Here is a 15,586-nt window from a genome sequence, read left to right as displayed (position 1 = left end):
GCCATTTCTTCTGCGTATTGCTTTTTCGGCATTTGGCGACGGATCAGTTTAAAAATTCAGCCGGGAACAGCATTATCAGGCTGGAGAGGCGGGGGTAAACAGTTATGCCTTGTGACAGCTTCGGAGATTGCGTTGCCCTGGTAAACTGCGGTCACTTATGCCAATCCTTGCTCCATACGTCATCATATTCAGCGGGGTGGCTTTGGAACTGGGCGGCGACAAAAGGACAAAGCGGGATGATTTTTAGCTCCTTTTCGCGCGCGTAGCGCACCAGTTCCGCGAGCAGCAGTTTGGCGTAACCCCGGCCCTCGTACTCTGGGTTTACTTCGGTGTGGAACACAGCAAGCCTTCCGCCGGTCATGGCCAGGTTCATCTTGCCTGCATGCGTTTCGTTTGATAAGAGCTGCACTTCTCCATGTACGCGGCCTGTAAAAACGACCTTAGCTATTTCCATTCTTCTGCTGTCTGTTTGTTATATCGTTAGTTGATCTTTCATCAATAGTTATGACCCCGAACGACAGGGCCACTGTGCCTGTGCGACTGCTCGGATCCATTCTTACCAAATTTCCGAAACCATGCAATTCTAAAAGATGATCTATGACAGAAAAAAACGTAGACCTATGTCGATAATATCAGGTCGGATCAAGGGTTTTAAACACCCCGGGCTTAATTTGCTCAGGGTCCCACTCAACACGGCTCACGCCCCGCCATACATTCTCTTTTCTGCTTCATTTTTTACCAAATGGTAAATGTTTTACGAAGGATAGCCGGTATATTTACTGATGGAAGAACTCATAAATTTCATCCTTCAGTTCGGCGAACTCAATGAGCAGCAGATCCAATTAATAAAGGGCAAAGCGAAGCTGTTGAAATTGCCGAAAGAGGGCTATCTCACCGAAGCCGGGAAGATTCCCAAGCAGGTCGGCTATTTATTGAACGGCGTGGTCCGTTTCGTCTATTATAACAATAAGGGGCAGGAGATCACCCATTACTTTGTCGGCGAAGGCCAGTTCGTTACAGATTACCCGAGATTCGAAGCGGGGATCGTGGCATCCGAGTACATCCAGGCGGTTACGGCCTGCGAATTTCTCGTCTTCTCAAAGGAAGATTGGGACGAGATCGGCAATACAATCGTTGGATGGGGGCACATTGAAAGCAAAATGGCGAAAAAGTGTTTAACCGAATCCATTGACCGGCGAAGCCGCTTGATAACCGAGGACGCCACGTCGCGTTACCGGTCGTTCATGAAAGATTTCGAAAAGATCATTTCCCGTATCCCGCTATCCTACATCGCTTCCTACCTCGGGGTAACTCAACAGTCGCTGAGCAGAATAAGAAAAAACATCCGCTGATCATTATTTACCATATGATAAACGGATTGTGTGATCATATACCAACATTTGTATAATGATCATTTCCTGCAAAAGCGCATGGTAATGCGGCTGATGTTGAAGCGAAAAGTCGCCGGGAGCAGTTCCGTATTTCAATTGTAATACGTAGGCAAAAGGGATGATCAGGCAGCGCAGTACCCGTGTCAATGGTTATTAGGCCATAGCATACAGGTATCTGTTCTAAACATGCTAAGTATTTGTTCCAACCACCTTAAACTATTGTCGTATCGCGATTTATCTATGCATGAAGCATTTTTTAATTATCTGCAGGGATTCAATTATTGCCCGGTAACTGAGGAAGAAAGAGCACTGATCAAAAAAGCGCTGATACCCCACAAAGTGCGACGCAGGCAATACCTGCTGCAGCCGGGGAACCAATGCAAGTTCTATGCTTTTATCGTAAAGGGTGCGATGAAACAATATTTCCTGGATCAAAAAGGTGGCCTGCACATGGTTTGCCTTGGCATAGAGAACTGGTGGATCGGTGACCGCGAGAGTTATATCCTGTACAACCCGAGCATTTATTTCATCGAGGCCGTAGAGGATACCGAAATACTACTTATCCGAAGGTCGAACTTGTTCGAACTCCTTAAAGTACCCGCCTGCTCACAAATGCTCCGGGAGCAAGACAATAGGGATATCATCGCCTGCCAACGCCGGATCAACGCGGCGATCAGCGTCACTGCTGAGGATCGGTATAAGGACTTCGTTGCCTGTCATCCAGATCTGATAGAACGATTCCCACAGCGCGACATCGCCTCGTATCTCGGCATCAATAAAGACTCCCTGAGCCGGATTAAACGACAACTTTATAAGAACAGAGGCACATCGGCAAACTGAACGGTCGCAATCGTTTTTAATAATTAAATACCCGCTTTAATTTAAGGTATGGTAACGGAAAGTAATAAAATGACATAAGACTACTGACGGCTCTGGTCCTGACGGTCTGCTGATCGGCGAAGCAGTGGCGTGGTCCGTCCGCAAAAAATTACAAAGAAAACTATGGAAAATACACAAATTCATTACCGCAAGGTGAACGTGAACGGCTTGAACATCTTCTTCAGGGAGTCTGGCCCGGCAGGCGCGCCTACATTGCTGCTGCTGCATGGTTACCCAACCTCGTCGCACATGTTCAGGAACCTGATCCCGCTCCTCAACGAAAATTATCATGTGATCGCACCCGATCTTCCCGGTTTCGGCTATTCGGACGCGCCGGATCATAAAAGTTTCGAATATACTTTCGATAACCTTGCCAGAACAGCGCAGGGTTTTATCGACGAAACGGCGCTGAAACGATTCGCGATCTATATTTTCGATTACGGGGCGCCTGTCGGCCTGAGACTGGCCATGGCGAACCCGGAAAAGATCACCGGCATCATTTCACAGAACGGCAACGCGTATGAAGAAGGCCTGAGCAAAGAATGGGACCCGATCCAAAAATACTGGAAAGACCCGTCGCAGGGGAACCGTGATGCATTAAGGGATTTCGTTTCGGAAAAAGCGACCTGGTTCCAATACCATGAGGGCGTATCCGACCCGGCGCTGATCGCGCCCGAATCTTACACGCTTGACCAGTATTTCCTGGACAGGCCGGGCAATATCGAGATCCAGCTGGACCTGGTAAAAGACTACCGGACCAATGTGGCGCTTTATCCGAAGTTCCATGAATATTTCCGGAAGTATCAGCCCAAAACTTTACTCGTGTGGGGAAACAGGGATCCGTTCTTTTTGCCTGCGGGGGCCGAAGCCTACCTGAAAGACCTGCCTGGTGCCAGGTTGAAATTCTACGACACCGGTCATTTCGCTTTAGAGACGAATGGGAAGGAGATAGGCGCGGACATCGCTCAATTCATGGCCGGGTTACCCCGTTAAATTCCGTATATCAAAAAAGAGTACGGCTGACCGTGCTCTTTTTTGATATGCGGAATTTTGGATCAGGACGTTACCGCTACGATAACCGGTACATGCGAAGATCTTAAAGCGGGTTTTCGGAGACACCCAGATCACGAATATCCAGCAGGTGCTCCGCTTTCCTGATCGCCTCATCGGTGTAAATATTCTCTTTCCTCATCTTGAAAAGTTCCTGTCGCTGCGCTTCATGGATATCGGCTATGATGCGCTGATACTCTGCTTTCTCCCCGGCGTTTCCGCCGATCGGCCCTGCGGAAACCTCGTGCTGATTGTTGCGTTCTATTTCATACTTCAATCGTTCCGCGTATGACCGTACCAATGTGTTGGCACTGGCCGAAGTATGTTTGGCGTTCATGCGTTGCAGGGCCAGGGTATCCAGCCTCAGCCTGATACCCGCATGCTGTTCGTGTAACGGTAGTACCGGATCCAGTTCGGTAACAGCCAGCCACCTGATGATGACGGGAAGCGTGAGGCCCTGAAAAACGAGCGTAACGAAAATAACGACGAAGGTTATAAAAAGGATGAGGTCGCGGTTCGGGAAGGGCGTACCGTTCTTCAGCAAAGGGATGGATAAAGCGGTCGCCAGCGAGACCACGCCGCGCATACCTGCCCAACCGATGATCAGGGGATTTTTCCAGCCAGGTCCTGGAACATCCTTCATCTTTTTGCTGATCAGCCAGGGTACCCGAGAAAGTGAGTACGCCCATACGATCCGAAGGACGATGATCGTCAGGCTGATGAATAGGCCATAGCGGATACCCTGAAAGACGGAGATATCGCCGAGCCCGTGAACAATATCCGGCAATTCCAGGCCGATCAGCACGAATACCAGCGCGTTCAGTACAAATATAAGGGTATGCCATACCGCCGTCATGTTCATGCGGGTGCCGCCGGTCGTAAAAATCTCATGAGCGCGGAACGACATGAACAATCCGCCGCTGACCACGGCCATTACGCCGGAGAAATGAAAATGCTCAGCGGTCAGGAACAGGATATACGGGGTCATCAGCGTGAGCGAAGTATCGATGGCCGGGCTGGTCGGCAGGAAACGGTGCACCGCGTACATCAGGTGCGCACCCACCAGTCCGACGACCACACCCATCCCCGCCACGATAAAAAATTGTCCCGCCGCCTGTTGCAGGGAGAATGTGCCGGTAAGTATGGCAGCCAAAGCGAACCGGAAAACGATCAGCGAAGAAGCGTCATTGACCAGGCTTTCGCCTTCCAGTATAGTGATCGTGCGGCGCGGTACTTTAAGCCCTTTCAGCACGGTGGTCGCTGCCACGGCATCGGGCGGAGATATAATGCCGCCCAGTAGAAAACCTAAGGCCAGGGTGAATCCGGGGATATAGACTTTTGCCGCGTAGGCAACCACTAAGGAGGTCAGGAATACCAGGCCGAATGCCAGCAGGGCGATGGAATTCTTCCATTTCTTGAATTCTTTCCATGAGGTATACCAGGCCGCTTCATACAGCAGCGGGGGCAGAAAGATCAGGAAGATCAGCTCAGGGTCTACTTTGACGGCGGGCATACCCGGAATGAACCCAATGGATAACCCCGCCAGCACCAGGAATACGGGATAAGCGATGCGGATCTTTTGGGCAAGCATGACCAGGAGCATAACGACAAAGAGAAGTGCGAGGATCAGCAGTAGGTTTTCGTGCATCTTTTTTAGCATGGTCTGCAACAGGCAGCGGTTGATCTATGTATTAAGTTCAGTAATGATGTTGATGTTACCTTTCAGGAGCTTCGATACCGGGCAGCTTTCGGCAATCCTTGTCAGCCTTTCCTGCAGTTCCTGACCGATCCCCGGGATCACCAGCTTCCGGTAAATATGCAGCGTAGCGCCATTCTGGTCGAGCTTGTGCATCATATTGGCTTCGACTGACATTTCAGGCAGAGCCAGGCCCTTGTGATCGGTATACATCCTGAGCGTGGCCAGCGTACAGGAAACCAGCGAAGCGAGCAGCAGTGTATAAGGATCGGGGCCGAGGTCTTTGCCGCCCAGATGGTCGGGTTCATCGGTGATCAGCAGACCGTTCCTCCAGCGGATGGCCGCCCGGTATTTTTCAGGGCCAATGGTGCCGGTAACCGGTGATTCCAGGATGTATTTCATCAGGGCGTGTTTTTTTAGGTTAGTTATATCGAGTAACCGACAGTTCAGCAAAATGATGGTTTGGCGATATCAATTTGCCTGCGATACCTCCGTATGCTCCTTGATACTTAACGCGCCCGACGGGCACTTAGCCACCTGGTTAATAATCTCCTGCGTAGTGGCATTTTCCGGCCGGATCCAGGGGCGGGCTTTAGGATCGTAAACCTGCGGCAGCGTTTTTACGCATATACCCGAATGGATGCAGACTTTTGGTTTCCAAAGGATAGTTATTTCTCCGTTAAAATATTCAAGCGTTTCCATAAGCGATCTTTCGTTAAGTTAAATTCATTGTATGATCAGCATCGAAGATCGTCAACCGCAAAAATAAAAAAGTAGACTTATGTCTACTTTTGAGTATCAACAGGACATGCCTTAACGCTGAAGAAGCTGGCGCTTGACCCGGCTTAACGTGTCTTTCGTAATCCCCAGATAGGACGCGATGATATGCTGCGGGAACCGTTCGATCAAATTGGGATAGCACACGGCGAAATCCGCATATTTCTTCTCTGCTGTGGCGCTGATGGAGGAGGTCACTCTCCGCTGGTTGGCGATGTTATTGCGCTCATCCAGCTGCAGCATCATTTTTGCAATGATCGAGGTCTTGTTCAGCAGTTCGTCAATATTTCTTTTAGTTACCAAAAGCACCTCCGTATTCTCCCAGGCGTCGATGTTATAAACACTGGGCTTTCCCATGACCCAGCTTTCACGGTCGCCCATCCACCAATCCTCAACACCCAGTCGCACCATGTGCTCTGCTCCTTTTTCATCAACATAATATTGTCGCATTGCACCTTTAACCACAAAGGCGAAATGCCGGCAATGGTCGCCTGCCTGCAGCAGGTATTGTTTTTTTCGCAGTTTCAAAGGGATGAAAGCCTGTCTGATCAACGTCTTTTCCTCCTCTTTCAGCGGTTCAGAATTGAATTTTTTAAAGTACTCGAATAAAGCCTCGTGCATTAATAAAACAGCGCCCACCCAGCGGTTTTTAGTGAAAATAATATGTATTAAAGATCCCGGGATCTATGGTCAAAGATAGTACAATTCGCGCACCATCTCTGATTATAGAACCTATAAAGATCGTATAGATCTTTCGGTAAATTGTAGACATATATCTACTTTTTTTTTTGGACATATGTCATCTTTCTCTATTTTCCGGTTGACGATCTTCGGTTGGCAAGACAGAGCAAGTTTGAATAATAGCGACTCATGAAATACATACTGGGGTCGCTGGTGACCGGCACTGACCATGTGGAGCTTTCCATTTGAAAAATAAAGAAAGGGGAACAAAATACATGAGCGAAATCAAGACCTTTAATTTTACACCGATAAGTAATGAGCGGCAACAGTTACATACCATTTCGTTTTCCGAACGCTTAAGGAAAGGAAAAGACGGTGTATTGAAACCGCACCGTACACGTTTCTATATTCTGCTGTTCGTAACACGGGGCAGTTCCAGGCATTTAATTGATTTTAAGGTACACGATATCAGGAAAGGAGACTTCTTTATCATAAGACCGGGCCAGGTCCATGCCTTTTTTCCATGCAACGATTCTGACGGCACCATCCTTGCATTTACGGAAGATTTCTTTTTGCATAAGTCCCGTAATAACTTTTTATCAGAAAATTCAAGGTCTTTAAGTGAGCTTTCTTTTGGTTGCCTTTTTCACCTGGCTGATGAAAAACAGGATAAAGCAGGTGGGCTGATCCGGATGATCCAGGATGAGTTGCTGAACCCCTATGATGAATTACAAGAAAGCATTTTGCAAAACCACCTTTCCTCTTTACTCTCATATTTGCTGCGGATAAAGCGGGAGGACAGGCATTTCTCTCCTGAAACGAGTAAAGAGTTGCTTTATGCATTGCAATTTAAAAGCCTGGTAGAGAAATCCTGCGGGAAGCAATCCACCGTTTTACAATATGCCACAGCATTAGGCATAAGTACCCGTAGTCTACAAAAAATATCAGAGGTACATTTTGGGAAATGCCCAAAATCTATAATCCAGGAATGCATATTACTGGAGAGTAAGCGAATGCTCATTGACCCGACCCTTCAAATAAAGGAGATCGCTTACAATTTAGGGTTTAACGAACCAACAAATTTTACCAAGTTCTTCAAAAAGTTCACCAATCTTTCGCCTGAACAGTTCCGTAGATCTGTCTTAAATAGCCTGACCTGTTGGTGAGCAGGTTGTTTTCTTCGCGTTTTTACCACTCATAGACCTTTTTACACCTTTACCAACCTGTTCTATCTATCTACTTTTACTAAGAATTAACGCTTATAAGACCTTTTCCGGATTATTCATGGCTGTACACAGGGAATGAAAATCATCAAGATCTGGTCTTTTAAGCTTCATCATTGGTTCAACGGGTCTAACTTTTTACAAAATCTAAATACTGAAATGAAAACATCAAAAGAAACTATCGAACTTTTTTTAGCGAACACTACTGATCCTGATGTGATCAGGTCGGTCGTTGACCCGAACGCTACTTATATCTCGCTAAATTTCAGTAACCCGGAATTACAGAAAATTATGCCCTGGGCAGGAACCCATCACGAAGGGGCAAAAGGTTTCATCGATACTTTTGCCGGCGTTAATGAGTTTTGGACAATTCAGGCATTTGAAGTACATGATATATTTTCAGAGGATGAAAAAGTAGCCGTATTTGGTAGTTTTACTTACACTTCAAAAACGCTTAACAAACAGGTTACTTCTCCTTTCTCCGTACTTGCCAAGGTAAAAGATGAAAAGATCTATCATTTCATTTTCATGGAAGACACTTTTGCAACAGCCGGCAGTTTTAGAGTTACCCCGGCAGGTACGTTCCATAGTGATCCGAAAGCAACTGCATTCGGATTATAAGCTATAGCGTTAAGATCATGTGATCAGCATCAGATATAATACCTATCCTGCTGCTCACCGTACTGCGGAAAAACAGGTGTTCGAATAAGTTTTACTTATAGAATTCATGCATTTCGTGTGTAATATCTACAAAAGATCGTAGACATATATCTACTTTTTTTTTCGACCTATGTCATCTTTCCTGGCTATACAGTTCCTGAGATTTGGCATGTGGCAACAGCCGCACATTAACCATCTAACTTACATAACCATGTCAAACAATTTAAAAACCGGCCTTGATGCCCTCTTGCGTCCCGAAGACAGTATAGTTGTACTGATCGATCACCAACCATTTCAGTTCGCTAATCTGAACAGCCACGAACCGGCCATGATCATTAACGCGGTGACGGGCTTGTCCAAAGCGGCAAAAGTTTTCAATGTACCGACCATCCTGACCACCGTGATCGAAGAACGTGGCGGGCTGATCATCAAACAGATCCAGGATGTATTTCCGGAACAAAAACCGATCAACCGTACGTTCATCAATACCTGGCAGGACCCGGCCGTTACCGATGTAGTCGCTAAAAGTGGCCGTAAACAACTGATCATCGCTGGTCTTTGGACAGAAGTTTGTGTGGCCATGCCATCGATCCAGGCAGTGGCCGAGGGTTATGATGTGTTCGTTGTGACAGATGCCTGCGGGGCAGTATCTGTGGAAGCACATGATATGGCCGTCCGTCGCATGGTACAACATGGTATCACGCCGATCACTTGGTTAGCTGTGGCTTCAGAATGGCAGCGTGACTGGGCCCGTATCGACACCGCCGGCAAACTGGCTGGGCTGATGGTCGAACATGCGGGTGCTACCGGGGTCGCGTTCAACTGGGAACTACAGTTACTGAACACACCTGTGCCTGCACAATAGTCAGCTTATATGCTGATGACATCCCGGAACCTACCGGGATGTCATGTTCAAAATGCTAACACGAAGAATAACCCTAACTTATAGATCATGAGCAACGAAGTATCCCGGATTATGGAGAGCAACCTTGAACAGGTTTGGAACGAGCGGGATCCGGCCTCCCGGCTGAAAGCCATCGAAAGAATTTACAGCCCCACAGCTACCCTGAATCATGTTGGTGATCAGGTTACAGGTGCCGATGCGATCAATGAAAGCGTATCGACTACACAAAAGATCCTGCCATCCAATTTTATATTCACCAAACTGAAACCGGTGATCATCAATAATGATATCGGCAGGCTGATCTGGGGGGCCGGACCAGCGGGGCAAGCCCCGGTAAGTACCGGTATGGATGTCGCCCGGTTCGAGAACGGTGTGATCACCTCACTTTATGTCTTTCTTGATAGCTAAGGAGGCTTTGTAGTGTCGTAAACATCAAATCATCATCACATTATCTATTTAATACATATTCATATCGACATGTCTAATAAAGAGATCGTTGTCAAAGCAATGAAAGAATTCTTCGTTGACCGTGACCCTCATGCCATTGAAAAATACTGGCAGGAGCATTATATCCAGCATAATCCTGGAATGATAGACGGACACCAGGGATTGAGGGATATACTGAAGAACAGTATAGACCCGGAATTCAAGTGGGAACCTGGGATCTTCGTGGAATCGGGCGACCTGGTGATCGCGCATAGTGAGGTGCACGGCTGGGGGCCGAACCCGCTGATCGTTGTAGATATTTTTCGTTTCGAGGACGGTAAGATCGCCGAACATTGGGATGTTGTTCAGGAAGAAGTGCCTGCATCGAAAACCGCGAGCGGGAATCCAATGACATCGTTCGGAAAAAACAAGGCAGACAATGGACAATAAGCTGACCGGCAAAATGTTCCTGGCAGATCTGGGAGCATTCAAGTCTGAACTGTTTTTCGGTTCGGATGATTCACTGACCTTCAAGATCGTGGAAGGCGGCGGACCGGGCGAACCCGGGCATACTGAAAAGGTACAGGTCACCATTGCCGAGATCAGACCGATGGTGTTTATGGTGTGCTGGAAGGAAGCTACCGGTGCGACGGTCACTCACGTTGAAGACCATAAAAATGGTATCTTGTACAGCAATGCGACCTTGGCTGACGGGAGCTTTTATCCGATGAAGGGCACGATCACACCGATCAGGAACAACAGGTCTTAAGGCTGGCCGGCGGTTTGAGCTTCTTTCTTTGAATGTAAGAAAGAGGCTGTAGATCGGTATCCGGTCCTTTCGGCCCAGGCAAAAGAGTTAATATTGTAAAAGCCGGACCCTTGTTGGTCAGGCGGATCAAAAGACGATAATAAAACAAAAGGATAACGTGGAAATAGGTATAGATAGTTTTGCATCGGCCATGTATGGCAGCAAAGAGCTCGGCAGCCAGGATGCCATGGAGCAGTTGCTTGACAGGATAGTAGCGGCCGATAAGGCCGGGCTGGATGTTTTCGGTATCGGCGAACATCATAAAAAGGAGTTTCTCGACTCCGTACCGTCGATGATATTGGCGGCCGCGGCTGCCCTTACCAATAACATCAGGCTGACAAGCGCGGTAACGGTGTTAAGCACTTCGGACCCGGTACGGGTATTTCAGAGTTTCGCGACCCTGGATATCATTTCCAAAGGTCGTGCGGAGGTCGTGGTCGGCCGGGGATCCGCCGTTGAGGCTTATCCTTTGTTCGGGTTCGACCTGAACGATTATGATGCGCTATTTAAGGAGAAACTGAAACTGCTGCTGCAGATACGCGACGAAGAATTCGTGACCTGGTCGGGCAAATTTCGTCCGGCCATGAAGGAACAACCGGTGTATCCCCGGCCTGTACAGGAAAAACTTCCTGTTTGGGTAGGCGTTGGTGGTACGGCGCAGTCTTTCGTCCGGGCCGGCATGCACGGGCTTCCCCTGATGGTAGCCGTGATCGGCGGCGAGACCGAGCAGTTCCGTCCGCTGGTTGATCTGTACAGAAGATCAGGAGAAGAAGCCGGATTCCGACCTGACCAACTGAAGGTCGGTCTGCATTCGCCCGGGTATGTTGGAGCAGATGATAAAAGCGCTATCGAAGAATATTACCCTGGCTATAAGGAATTATGGACCAAAGCGGGACGTGAGCGCGGATGGCCGCCGGTAACCAGGAGTCAGTTCGACAGCCAGGTCGGGCCAAAAGGCGTACTGGTCGTGGGCGGACCCGATACGGTCGCGGAAAAACTGATACAGCACAGCGAAGCGCTTGGCGGCGTGGATAGGTTCACCTTTCAGATGGATAATGCGGGGCTTACACATGAACAACTGCTCAGTTCCATCGCGCTGATCGGCTCGAAACTCATCCCGCAGATCAGGAAGAAGGGCTAACGTCACCGGCTCGCTAAAAAAGAAACATCTCCAAAATACATCTACCTATGAAAAAGAAAAGCAGTTTTTCTACCCAGGGACAACGGGCAGATATAGGCGACCTTGTCATTTACAGGATACTGGCGAACCGGTATGCTGATGCCGTTGGACCTTTCGTGTTCTTAGACCATATTGTACCGAAGATCCAAACAGCGATTAGCAAAGAAGGCACAGGTGCACACCCGCACCGCGGCATCGCTACTTTAAGTTATATCCTGAACGGCGAGGACGAACATTTCGACAGCGCCGGGAATTATGCCATGGTGCATTCCGGAGGCGTTCAGTGGATGAACGCCGGTAACGGGATCATCCACGATGAAACCCTAAATTATGATTCGAGAACCGATTCCAAGCTGATCCATGCCTTACAGTTCTGGATCAACCTGCCCCCTGAGATCAAGGCGGAGAAACCCGGCTATCTTTCGATCGAAGGTGACGAAGTCCCGGTTAAGCAATTGTCCGGGGGAAAAGGATGGATCAAGGTCATCGCCGGATCCTATGAAGAACTTAGTTCGGTCATACCAAACTATACCGGGCAGTTTCTTTATCATATCCATCTGGAACCAGGGGCTGGTTTTACTGTCGAATTTCCTGAAAAGACCGAGGTCGCAGCTTATCTGCCGACCCATTCCGGGGTTATTAATGACGAGCCGTTCAATTCCGGTGACTTTATCGAGTACGATAGAAGCGCAGGTACGATCGAATTGCATAATGAGAACCAGGAAGCCTGCGACATTATCCTGTTCGGCGGAGAGAGCTATCAGGAGCCCATCTTTGCCGAAGGGCCGTTCGTGATGAATTCCAAACTGGATATTGCCAATGCCTACCGTGACTATTATAACGGGGATTACGGAAAGATAGACTATGACAAACAAAGAGAGGCAGCTCAATAAATGCTCCCGTACGATCGGATGACGCATCGGTTAGGGAGCATGGAAAGAAACATTTATCGCTCAGGACAGATATATAAAAATGCACATTAACATTACGGTAATAAGATCTGATCTTAAATGAACATATTACTTAAGGTTGCCGGTATCATATTATTTATCAGTGGTGTCGTGTTGACATTCAAACCGGATTTGCTGTGGCCTTCGGCAACACAGCCGGTGGGTTACGCGATGATCGAAAAAAGGGTAAAATGGGGAATACTTATCGGCTTGGGAACTTTCCTGATGGTCTTTCAGCAATGGGGCCAATGGAGCCTGACGATCTGGGCGCTGCTGGCACTACTGAACTGCGGGATCATTATTTCCCGCTTACTTGGTTTTCTGCTGGACGGGTTCTTTGCGAAGCAGGTCCTCTGGCTGCTGATCGAGGTGGTGCTGGCAATCGCTTTCAGCTTGCTGTATTGGAGAATAAATAATTAATCTATCAAAACCAGAACGACCGGCAGTTTATATCGGCCTGAAGGCCTTTTAAGACTTTAAAAAGATCAATATGGAAAAGGAATTGAAATTCAATATTGGTGACGGCGTGTCCGCAAGTGAGGGACCAATGAAGGCCATCTACGGAACGGTGGTTTTCTTTGACGAAGGAACAAGTGAGTACCTCGTACGTTTCGGAGAACAGCAGCAGCTATATTTTCCGGAAGAAAAGCTCAGTTTCTGGGAAACTAAGGTTTGATCACAAATGACCTGCCGCAACGAAATATTGCAATGAAAAGACTGATCTACGAAAAACATGGCGATCCGCTCGAAGTGCTGAGGGTAGAAGAGGTAACCATGCCGGTGCCGACGGAAGGCAAGCTATTGGTGCGTCTGGTCAAAAGACCCATCAATCCTTATGAACTGGCGCTCATCACCGGAAGTGGCCAGGGAATGACCAAAGCCCCGGAGATACCCGGCTTTGAGGGCGTTGGTATCGTTGAAGACGCTGGTAGCGGCCTATCAGGTTTCCGGATCGGCCAGCGTGTGATCCCGACACCGGTTGATCTGCCGGGTACGTGGCAGGAGTTCGTGACCGGCAGACCGGACCAGTTCATCGCCGTCCCGGACGATATCTCTGATACCCAGGCCGCATTGATCCTTAATCCACTGACGTGCCTGGTGATCCTCAAAGAGATATTGAACGTGCAGGAAGGGCAATGGATCCTGAATACCGCCGCGTCGACTAATGTTGGCCAATTGCTGATCCGGTTCTCCGGTATCCTTAATTTCAGATCGATCAACATCGTTCGGGACAGTGCCGCCGGCGAACATATCAGGTCTTTGGGCGCCGAACATATCATTAATGCGGACACGGACGACCTGGTGAAAGTTACAGATCACCTCACTAAAGGACGTGGCGTAAATGGCGTTATCGACCCTGTAGGCGGTAAGATCGGTTCCCTCGCTGCCACCACCCTCTGTTTCGGCGGAAAAATGCTATTGTTCTCGGATATGTCGGGCGAACCCCTGCGTGTGCAGCCGATGGAATTCATCAGTAAAAAGCTGACCATCGCCGGATATACCAGTTTGCATTGGTTAAATGAGAACAGTTACGAACGCAAAAATGCCTTTATCCAAGAGATATTCGACCTGATCAGAAAAGGTTCACTTAAACTGTATCCTGATAAAGAGTTCAAACTTGAGGATTTCGCCGCCGCCATACGCAGGTCTAAAGCGTCAGGACGCAACGGCAAAATCATGCTCGTTTAACTATCGGGTACCAGGGGAAAAAGTTATTTAGTGTTACCATTTAAACAGGATTTAACAGGGTGTCAATGATCATGTTTATCCTAAATCTGATCCTATCTTTTACACAGCTCAATTAAAAATATGTCAAAATTCAAATTGCCTTTTTTGCTGACCAGTCTGTTTCTATGCTGTTCAGCATCCGTCCTGAAAGCCCAGGTATTTGAGAAAACACCTGAACTGCATGGTGACACTGTCGTTTTTCCGCTCACCCTCATCGATGTCTATCCTTTCATCTCGGGAACGGTCAACGGTACTGTCGGGAAATTCATGTTCGATACTGGATATCGGACATCTGTTTCACTTAATGACAACTTTATAGAGCTGCCCGGTAAAAAAGCGAAAAGTAGCGGAGTTACAGGTAGCGGCCAGTCTTTCAAAACAAATGTCAATGACACCATTCACGAGATCAAGTTCGGCAACGGCCTCATTTATAGCAAACTGTTGAATATCCCAAGTGCGAATTATGATTTTTTACAGAAGAACATTACGCCGGATTTCATCGGCTTTATCGGTCACGATCTATTTCAGGGTTATCTTTTTAAGCTTGATTATCTCCATAGAAAGGTCACTTTTTACAGATCCACTGCTGAACGTACCCGGGCACGGGATTTTCTAAAGAATGAAAAGGTGCTGGCTGTTATCGATTTTGAGATCAGGAAACTGGCAAACCACCCAATCATCAGGTTAAAAATAGACGGTATCAATGTTTTGGGAGTGTTCGATACAGGTCAGAATGGCCTGTTGCAATTGGATGCCTCTTCTGCTAAACTTCTTAAAAGCCGGGGTTCGGTGATCAGGTCCGGTACGGACAGTTACGGTGACACTTTGCTGAACGTTAAGAATATCTTGATAGACGGCAAGTTAAAGATCAACCTGAACGGACTGGTGCTGACCGAACTGAAGGATACCCAAATTGAACGGGAAAAGTCGGGAATTACCGAGTCTAACCTGATGAACATCGGTTACCGGTTCCTCGCACAGTACAAAACGGTTTGGGACTACGCTCAGAAAAAGATCTACGTTTTGGAATATTGACCGATAGATCCGTTTTGAACAGTAATGGGCACTAATTAGCTTCTCAATACGCCATCCATTTCCAGCCGGAAATCATAACGCAGTCTGTAGGCGTGGTGATTTTGCACGACGAATATCCGTTGGTCTTTATCCTTAATTTTGCCGGCTTTAGGCGACTACTGGCGATTAATTACATCACATGCTTTGCACCATCGGGCG

Annotated in this window: 20 protein-coding genes; 15 read left to right on the top strand and 5 right to left on the bottom strand. The window is 47.9% G+C overall.

The features are described from left to right. Nucleotides 1–151 precede the first annotated feature (151 nt). Complete coding sequence (locus AC07NA_RS15360; protein WP_494898468.1) at nt 152–454, bottom strand: GNAT family N-acetyltransferase; 303 nt, start codon at nt 452–454, stop codon at nt 152–154. A gap of 328 nt (nt 455–782) precedes the next feature. On the opposite strand from AC07NA_RS15360, the gene AC07NA_RS15355 reads away from it, so the two are divergent. The 3 genes from AC07NA_RS15355 (at nt 783) to AC07NA_RS15345 (ending at nt 3,263) form a co-directional block, all read left to right on the top strand. Then, on the top strand, nt 783–1,352 hold the full coding sequence (locus AC07NA_RS15355) for a Crp/Fnr family transcriptional regulator (protein ID WP_494898467.1): 570 nt from the start codon (nt 783–785) through the stop codon (nt 1,350–1,352). A gap of 279 nt (nt 1,353–1,631) precedes the next feature. Beyond that, on the top strand, nt 1,632–2,231 hold the full coding sequence (locus AC07NA_RS15350; protein ID WP_494898466.1) for a Crp/Fnr family transcriptional regulator: 600 nt from the start codon (nt 1,632–1,634) through the stop codon (nt 2,229–2,231). Nucleotides 2,232–2,393: 162 nt separating this feature from the next. Continuing rightward, a complete protein-coding gene (locus AC07NA_RS15345; RefSeq protein WP_494898465.1) occupies nt 2,394–3,263 on the top strand; it encodes an alpha/beta fold hydrolase in 870 nt (289 codons plus the stop codon). 103 nt (nt 3,264–3,366) lie between these two features. On the opposite strand, the gene AC07NA_RS15340 is transcribed toward AC07NA_RS15345, so the two are convergent. The 4 genes from AC07NA_RS15340 to AC07NA_RS15325 all read right to left on the bottom strand — a co-directional run bounded on the left by AC07NA_RS15340 (nt 3,367) and on the right by AC07NA_RS15325 (nt 6,414). Further along, complete coding sequence (locus AC07NA_RS15340; RefSeq protein WP_494898463.1) at nt 3,367–4,968, bottom strand: Na+/H+ antiporter; 1,602 nt, start codon at nt 4,966–4,968, stop codon at nt 3,367–3,369. Nucleotides 4,969–5,004: 36 nt separating this feature from the next. Continuing rightward, nucleotides 5,005–5,418: an OsmC family protein gene (locus AC07NA_RS15335; RefSeq protein WP_494898461.1), complete on the bottom strand. Its 414-nt coding sequence runs from the start codon at nt 5,416–5,418 to the stop codon at nt 5,005–5,007. A 69-nt stretch (nt 5,419–5,487) separates the two neighbouring features. After that, on the bottom strand, nt 5,488–5,718 hold the full coding sequence (locus AC07NA_RS15330; protein ID WP_494898460.1) for a (4Fe-4S)-binding protein: 231 nt from the start codon (nt 5,716–5,718) through the stop codon (nt 5,488–5,490). A 111-nt stretch (nt 5,719–5,829) separates the two neighbouring features. Next, a complete protein-coding gene (locus AC07NA_RS15325; protein ID WP_494898459.1) occupies nt 5,830–6,414 on the bottom strand; it encodes a Crp/Fnr family transcriptional regulator in 585 nt (194 codons plus the stop codon). A gap of 335 nt (nt 6,415–6,749) precedes the next feature. Here AC07NA_RS15325 and AC07NA_RS15320 point away from each other — a divergent pair, with 335 nt between their 5' ends. The 12 genes from AC07NA_RS15320 (at nt 6,750) to AC07NA_RS15265 (ending at nt 15,388) form a co-directional block, all read left to right on the top strand. After that, nucleotides 6,750–7,640, top strand: coding sequence for an AraC family transcriptional regulator (locus AC07NA_RS15320; protein WP_494898458.1), 891 nt, complete (start codon nt 6,750–6,752; stop codon nt 7,638–7,640). A gap of 216 nt (nt 7,641–7,856) precedes the next feature. Then, a complete protein-coding gene (locus AC07NA_RS15315; protein ID WP_494898457.1) occupies nt 7,857–8,318 on the top strand; it encodes a nuclear transport factor 2 family protein in 462 nt (153 codons plus the stop codon). A 250-nt stretch (nt 8,319–8,568) separates the two neighbouring features. Next, on the top strand, nt 8,569–9,222 hold the full coding sequence (locus tag AC07NA_RS15310; RefSeq protein ID WP_494898456.1) for a hydrolase: 654 nt from the start codon (nt 8,569–8,571) through the stop codon (nt 9,220–9,222). Nucleotides 9,223–9,309: 87 nt separating this feature from the next. Then, complete coding sequence (locus tag AC07NA_RS15305; RefSeq protein ID WP_494898455.1) at nt 9,310–9,669, top strand: nuclear transport factor 2 family protein; 360 nt, start codon at nt 9,310–9,312, stop codon at nt 9,667–9,669. A gap of 69 nt (nt 9,670–9,738) precedes the next feature. Then, a complete protein-coding gene (locus AC07NA_RS15300; protein ID WP_494898454.1) occupies nt 9,739–10,137 on the top strand; it encodes a nuclear transport factor 2 family protein in 399 nt (132 codons plus the stop codon). Further along, nucleotides 10,127–10,456 (top strand): MoaF-related domain-containing protein, encoded by a 330-nt coding sequence (locus AC07NA_RS15295; protein ID WP_494898453.1) that lies wholly within the window; start codon nt 10,127–10,129, stop codon nt 10,454–10,456. The genes AC07NA_RS15300 and AC07NA_RS15295 overlap by 11 nt, the downstream gene beginning before the upstream one ends. A 157-nt stretch (nt 10,457–10,613) precedes the next feature. Continuing rightward, nucleotides 10,614–11,636 (top strand): Atu2307/SP_0267 family LLM class monooxygenase, encoded by a 1,023-nt coding sequence (locus AC07NA_RS15290; RefSeq protein ID WP_494898451.1) that lies wholly within the window; start codon nt 10,614–10,616, stop codon nt 11,634–11,636. A gap of 47 nt (nt 11,637–11,683) precedes the next feature. Next, nucleotides 11,684–12,568: a pirin family protein gene (locus AC07NA_RS15285; RefSeq protein ID WP_494898450.1), complete on the top strand. Its 885-nt coding sequence runs from the start codon at nt 11,684–11,686 to the stop codon at nt 12,566–12,568. A gap of 117 nt (nt 12,569–12,685) precedes the next feature. Beyond that, complete coding sequence (locus AC07NA_RS15280) at nt 12,686–13,045, top strand: DUF4345 family protein (RefSeq protein ID WP_494898449.1); 360 nt, start codon at nt 12,686–12,688, stop codon at nt 13,043–13,045. Between the two features lie 70 nt (nt 13,046–13,115). Then, a complete protein-coding gene (locus tag AC07NA_RS15275) occupies nt 13,116–13,301 on the top strand; it encodes a hypothetical protein (protein ID WP_494898448.1) in 186 nt (61 codons plus the stop codon). Between the two features lie 32 nt (nt 13,302–13,333). After that, nucleotides 13,334–14,314 carry a zinc-dependent alcohol dehydrogenase family protein gene (locus AC07NA_RS15270; protein ID WP_494898447.1) on the top strand — a complete coding sequence of 327 codons (981 nt, stop codon included), beginning with the start codon at nt 13,334–13,336 and terminating at the stop codon, nt 14,312–14,314. A gap of 120 nt (nt 14,315–14,434) precedes the next feature. Further along, nucleotides 14,435–15,388 carry a hypothetical protein gene (locus AC07NA_RS15265; RefSeq protein WP_494898446.1) on the top strand — a complete coding sequence of 318 codons (954 nt, stop codon included), beginning with the start codon at nt 14,435–14,437 and terminating at the stop codon, nt 15,386–15,388. Nucleotides 15,389–15,586 lie beyond the last annotated feature (198 nt).

It is taken from the genome of Mucilaginibacter sp. GW821-FHT07G05 (genome assembly GCF_059418565.1).
Note: the sequence above shows the minus strand (reverse complement) of the source record. Positions and strands in the feature narration are given on the sequence as shown.

What these genes read in the sequence shown, in the direction of transcription:
- AC07NA_RS15360 (WP_494898468.1), bottom strand. Translation starts at nt 454, where the DNA reads ATGGAAATAGCTAAGGTCGTTTTTACAGGCCGCGTACATGGAGAAGTG.
- AC07NA_RS15355 (WP_494898467.1), top strand. Translation starts at nt 783, where the DNA reads ATGGAAGAACTCATAAATTTCATCCTTCAGTTCGGCGAACTCAATGAG.
- AC07NA_RS15350 (WP_494898466.1), top strand. Translation starts at nt 1,632, where the DNA reads ATGCATGAAGCATTTTTTAATTATCTGCAGGGATTCAATTATTGCCCG.
- AC07NA_RS15345 (WP_494898465.1), top strand. Translation starts at nt 2,394, where the DNA reads ATGGAAAATACACAAATTCATTACCGCAAGGTGAACGTGAACGGCTTG.
- AC07NA_RS15340 (WP_494898463.1), bottom strand. Translation starts at nt 4,968, where the DNA reads ATGCACGAAAACCTACTGCTGATCCTCGCACTTCTCTTTGTCGTTATG.
- AC07NA_RS15335 (WP_494898461.1), bottom strand. Translation starts at nt 5,418, where the DNA reads ATGAAATACATCCTGGAATCACCGGTTACCGGCACCATTGGCCCTGAA.
- AC07NA_RS15330 (WP_494898460.1), bottom strand. Translation starts at nt 5,718, where the DNA reads ATGGAAACGCTTGAATATTTTAACGGAGAAATAACTATCCTTTGGAAA.
- AC07NA_RS15325 (WP_494898459.1), bottom strand. Translation starts at nt 6,414, where the DNA reads ATGCACGAGGCTTTATTCGAGTACTTTAAAAAATTCAATTCTGAACCG.
- AC07NA_RS15320 (WP_494898458.1), top strand. Translation starts at nt 6,750, where the DNA reads ATGAGCGAAATCAAGACCTTTAATTTTACACCGATAAGTAATGAGCGG.
- AC07NA_RS15315 (WP_494898457.1), top strand. Translation starts at nt 7,857, where the DNA reads ATGAAAACATCAAAAGAAACTATCGAACTTTTTTTAGCGAACACTACT.
- AC07NA_RS15310 (WP_494898456.1), top strand. Translation starts at nt 8,569, where the DNA reads ATGTCAAACAATTTAAAAACCGGCCTTGATGCCCTCTTGCGTCCCGAA.
- AC07NA_RS15305 (WP_494898455.1), top strand. Translation starts at nt 9,310, where the DNA reads ATGAGCAACGAAGTATCCCGGATTATGGAGAGCAACCTTGAACAGGTT.
- AC07NA_RS15300 (WP_494898454.1), top strand. Translation starts at nt 9,739, where the DNA reads ATGTCTAATAAAGAGATCGTTGTCAAAGCAATGAAAGAATTCTTCGTT.
- AC07NA_RS15295 (WP_494898453.1), top strand. Translation starts at nt 10,127, where the DNA reads ATGGACAATAAGCTGACCGGCAAAATGTTCCTGGCAGATCTGGGAGCA.
- AC07NA_RS15285 (WP_494898450.1), top strand. Translation starts at nt 11,684, where the DNA reads ATGAAAAAGAAAAGCAGTTTTTCTACCCAGGGACAACGGGCAGATATA.
- AC07NA_RS15280 (WP_494898449.1), top strand. Translation starts at nt 12,686, where the DNA reads ATGAACATATTACTTAAGGTTGCCGGTATCATATTATTTATCAGTGGT.
- AC07NA_RS15275 (WP_494898448.1), top strand. Translation starts at nt 13,116, where the DNA reads ATGGAAAAGGAATTGAAATTCAATATTGGTGACGGCGTGTCCGCAAGT.
- AC07NA_RS15270 (WP_494898447.1), top strand. Translation starts at nt 13,334, where the DNA reads ATGAAAAGACTGATCTACGAAAAACATGGCGATCCGCTCGAAGTGCTG.
- AC07NA_RS15265 (WP_494898446.1), top strand. Translation starts at nt 14,435, where the DNA reads ATGTCAAAATTCAAATTGCCTTTTTTGCTGACCAGTCTGTTTCTATGC.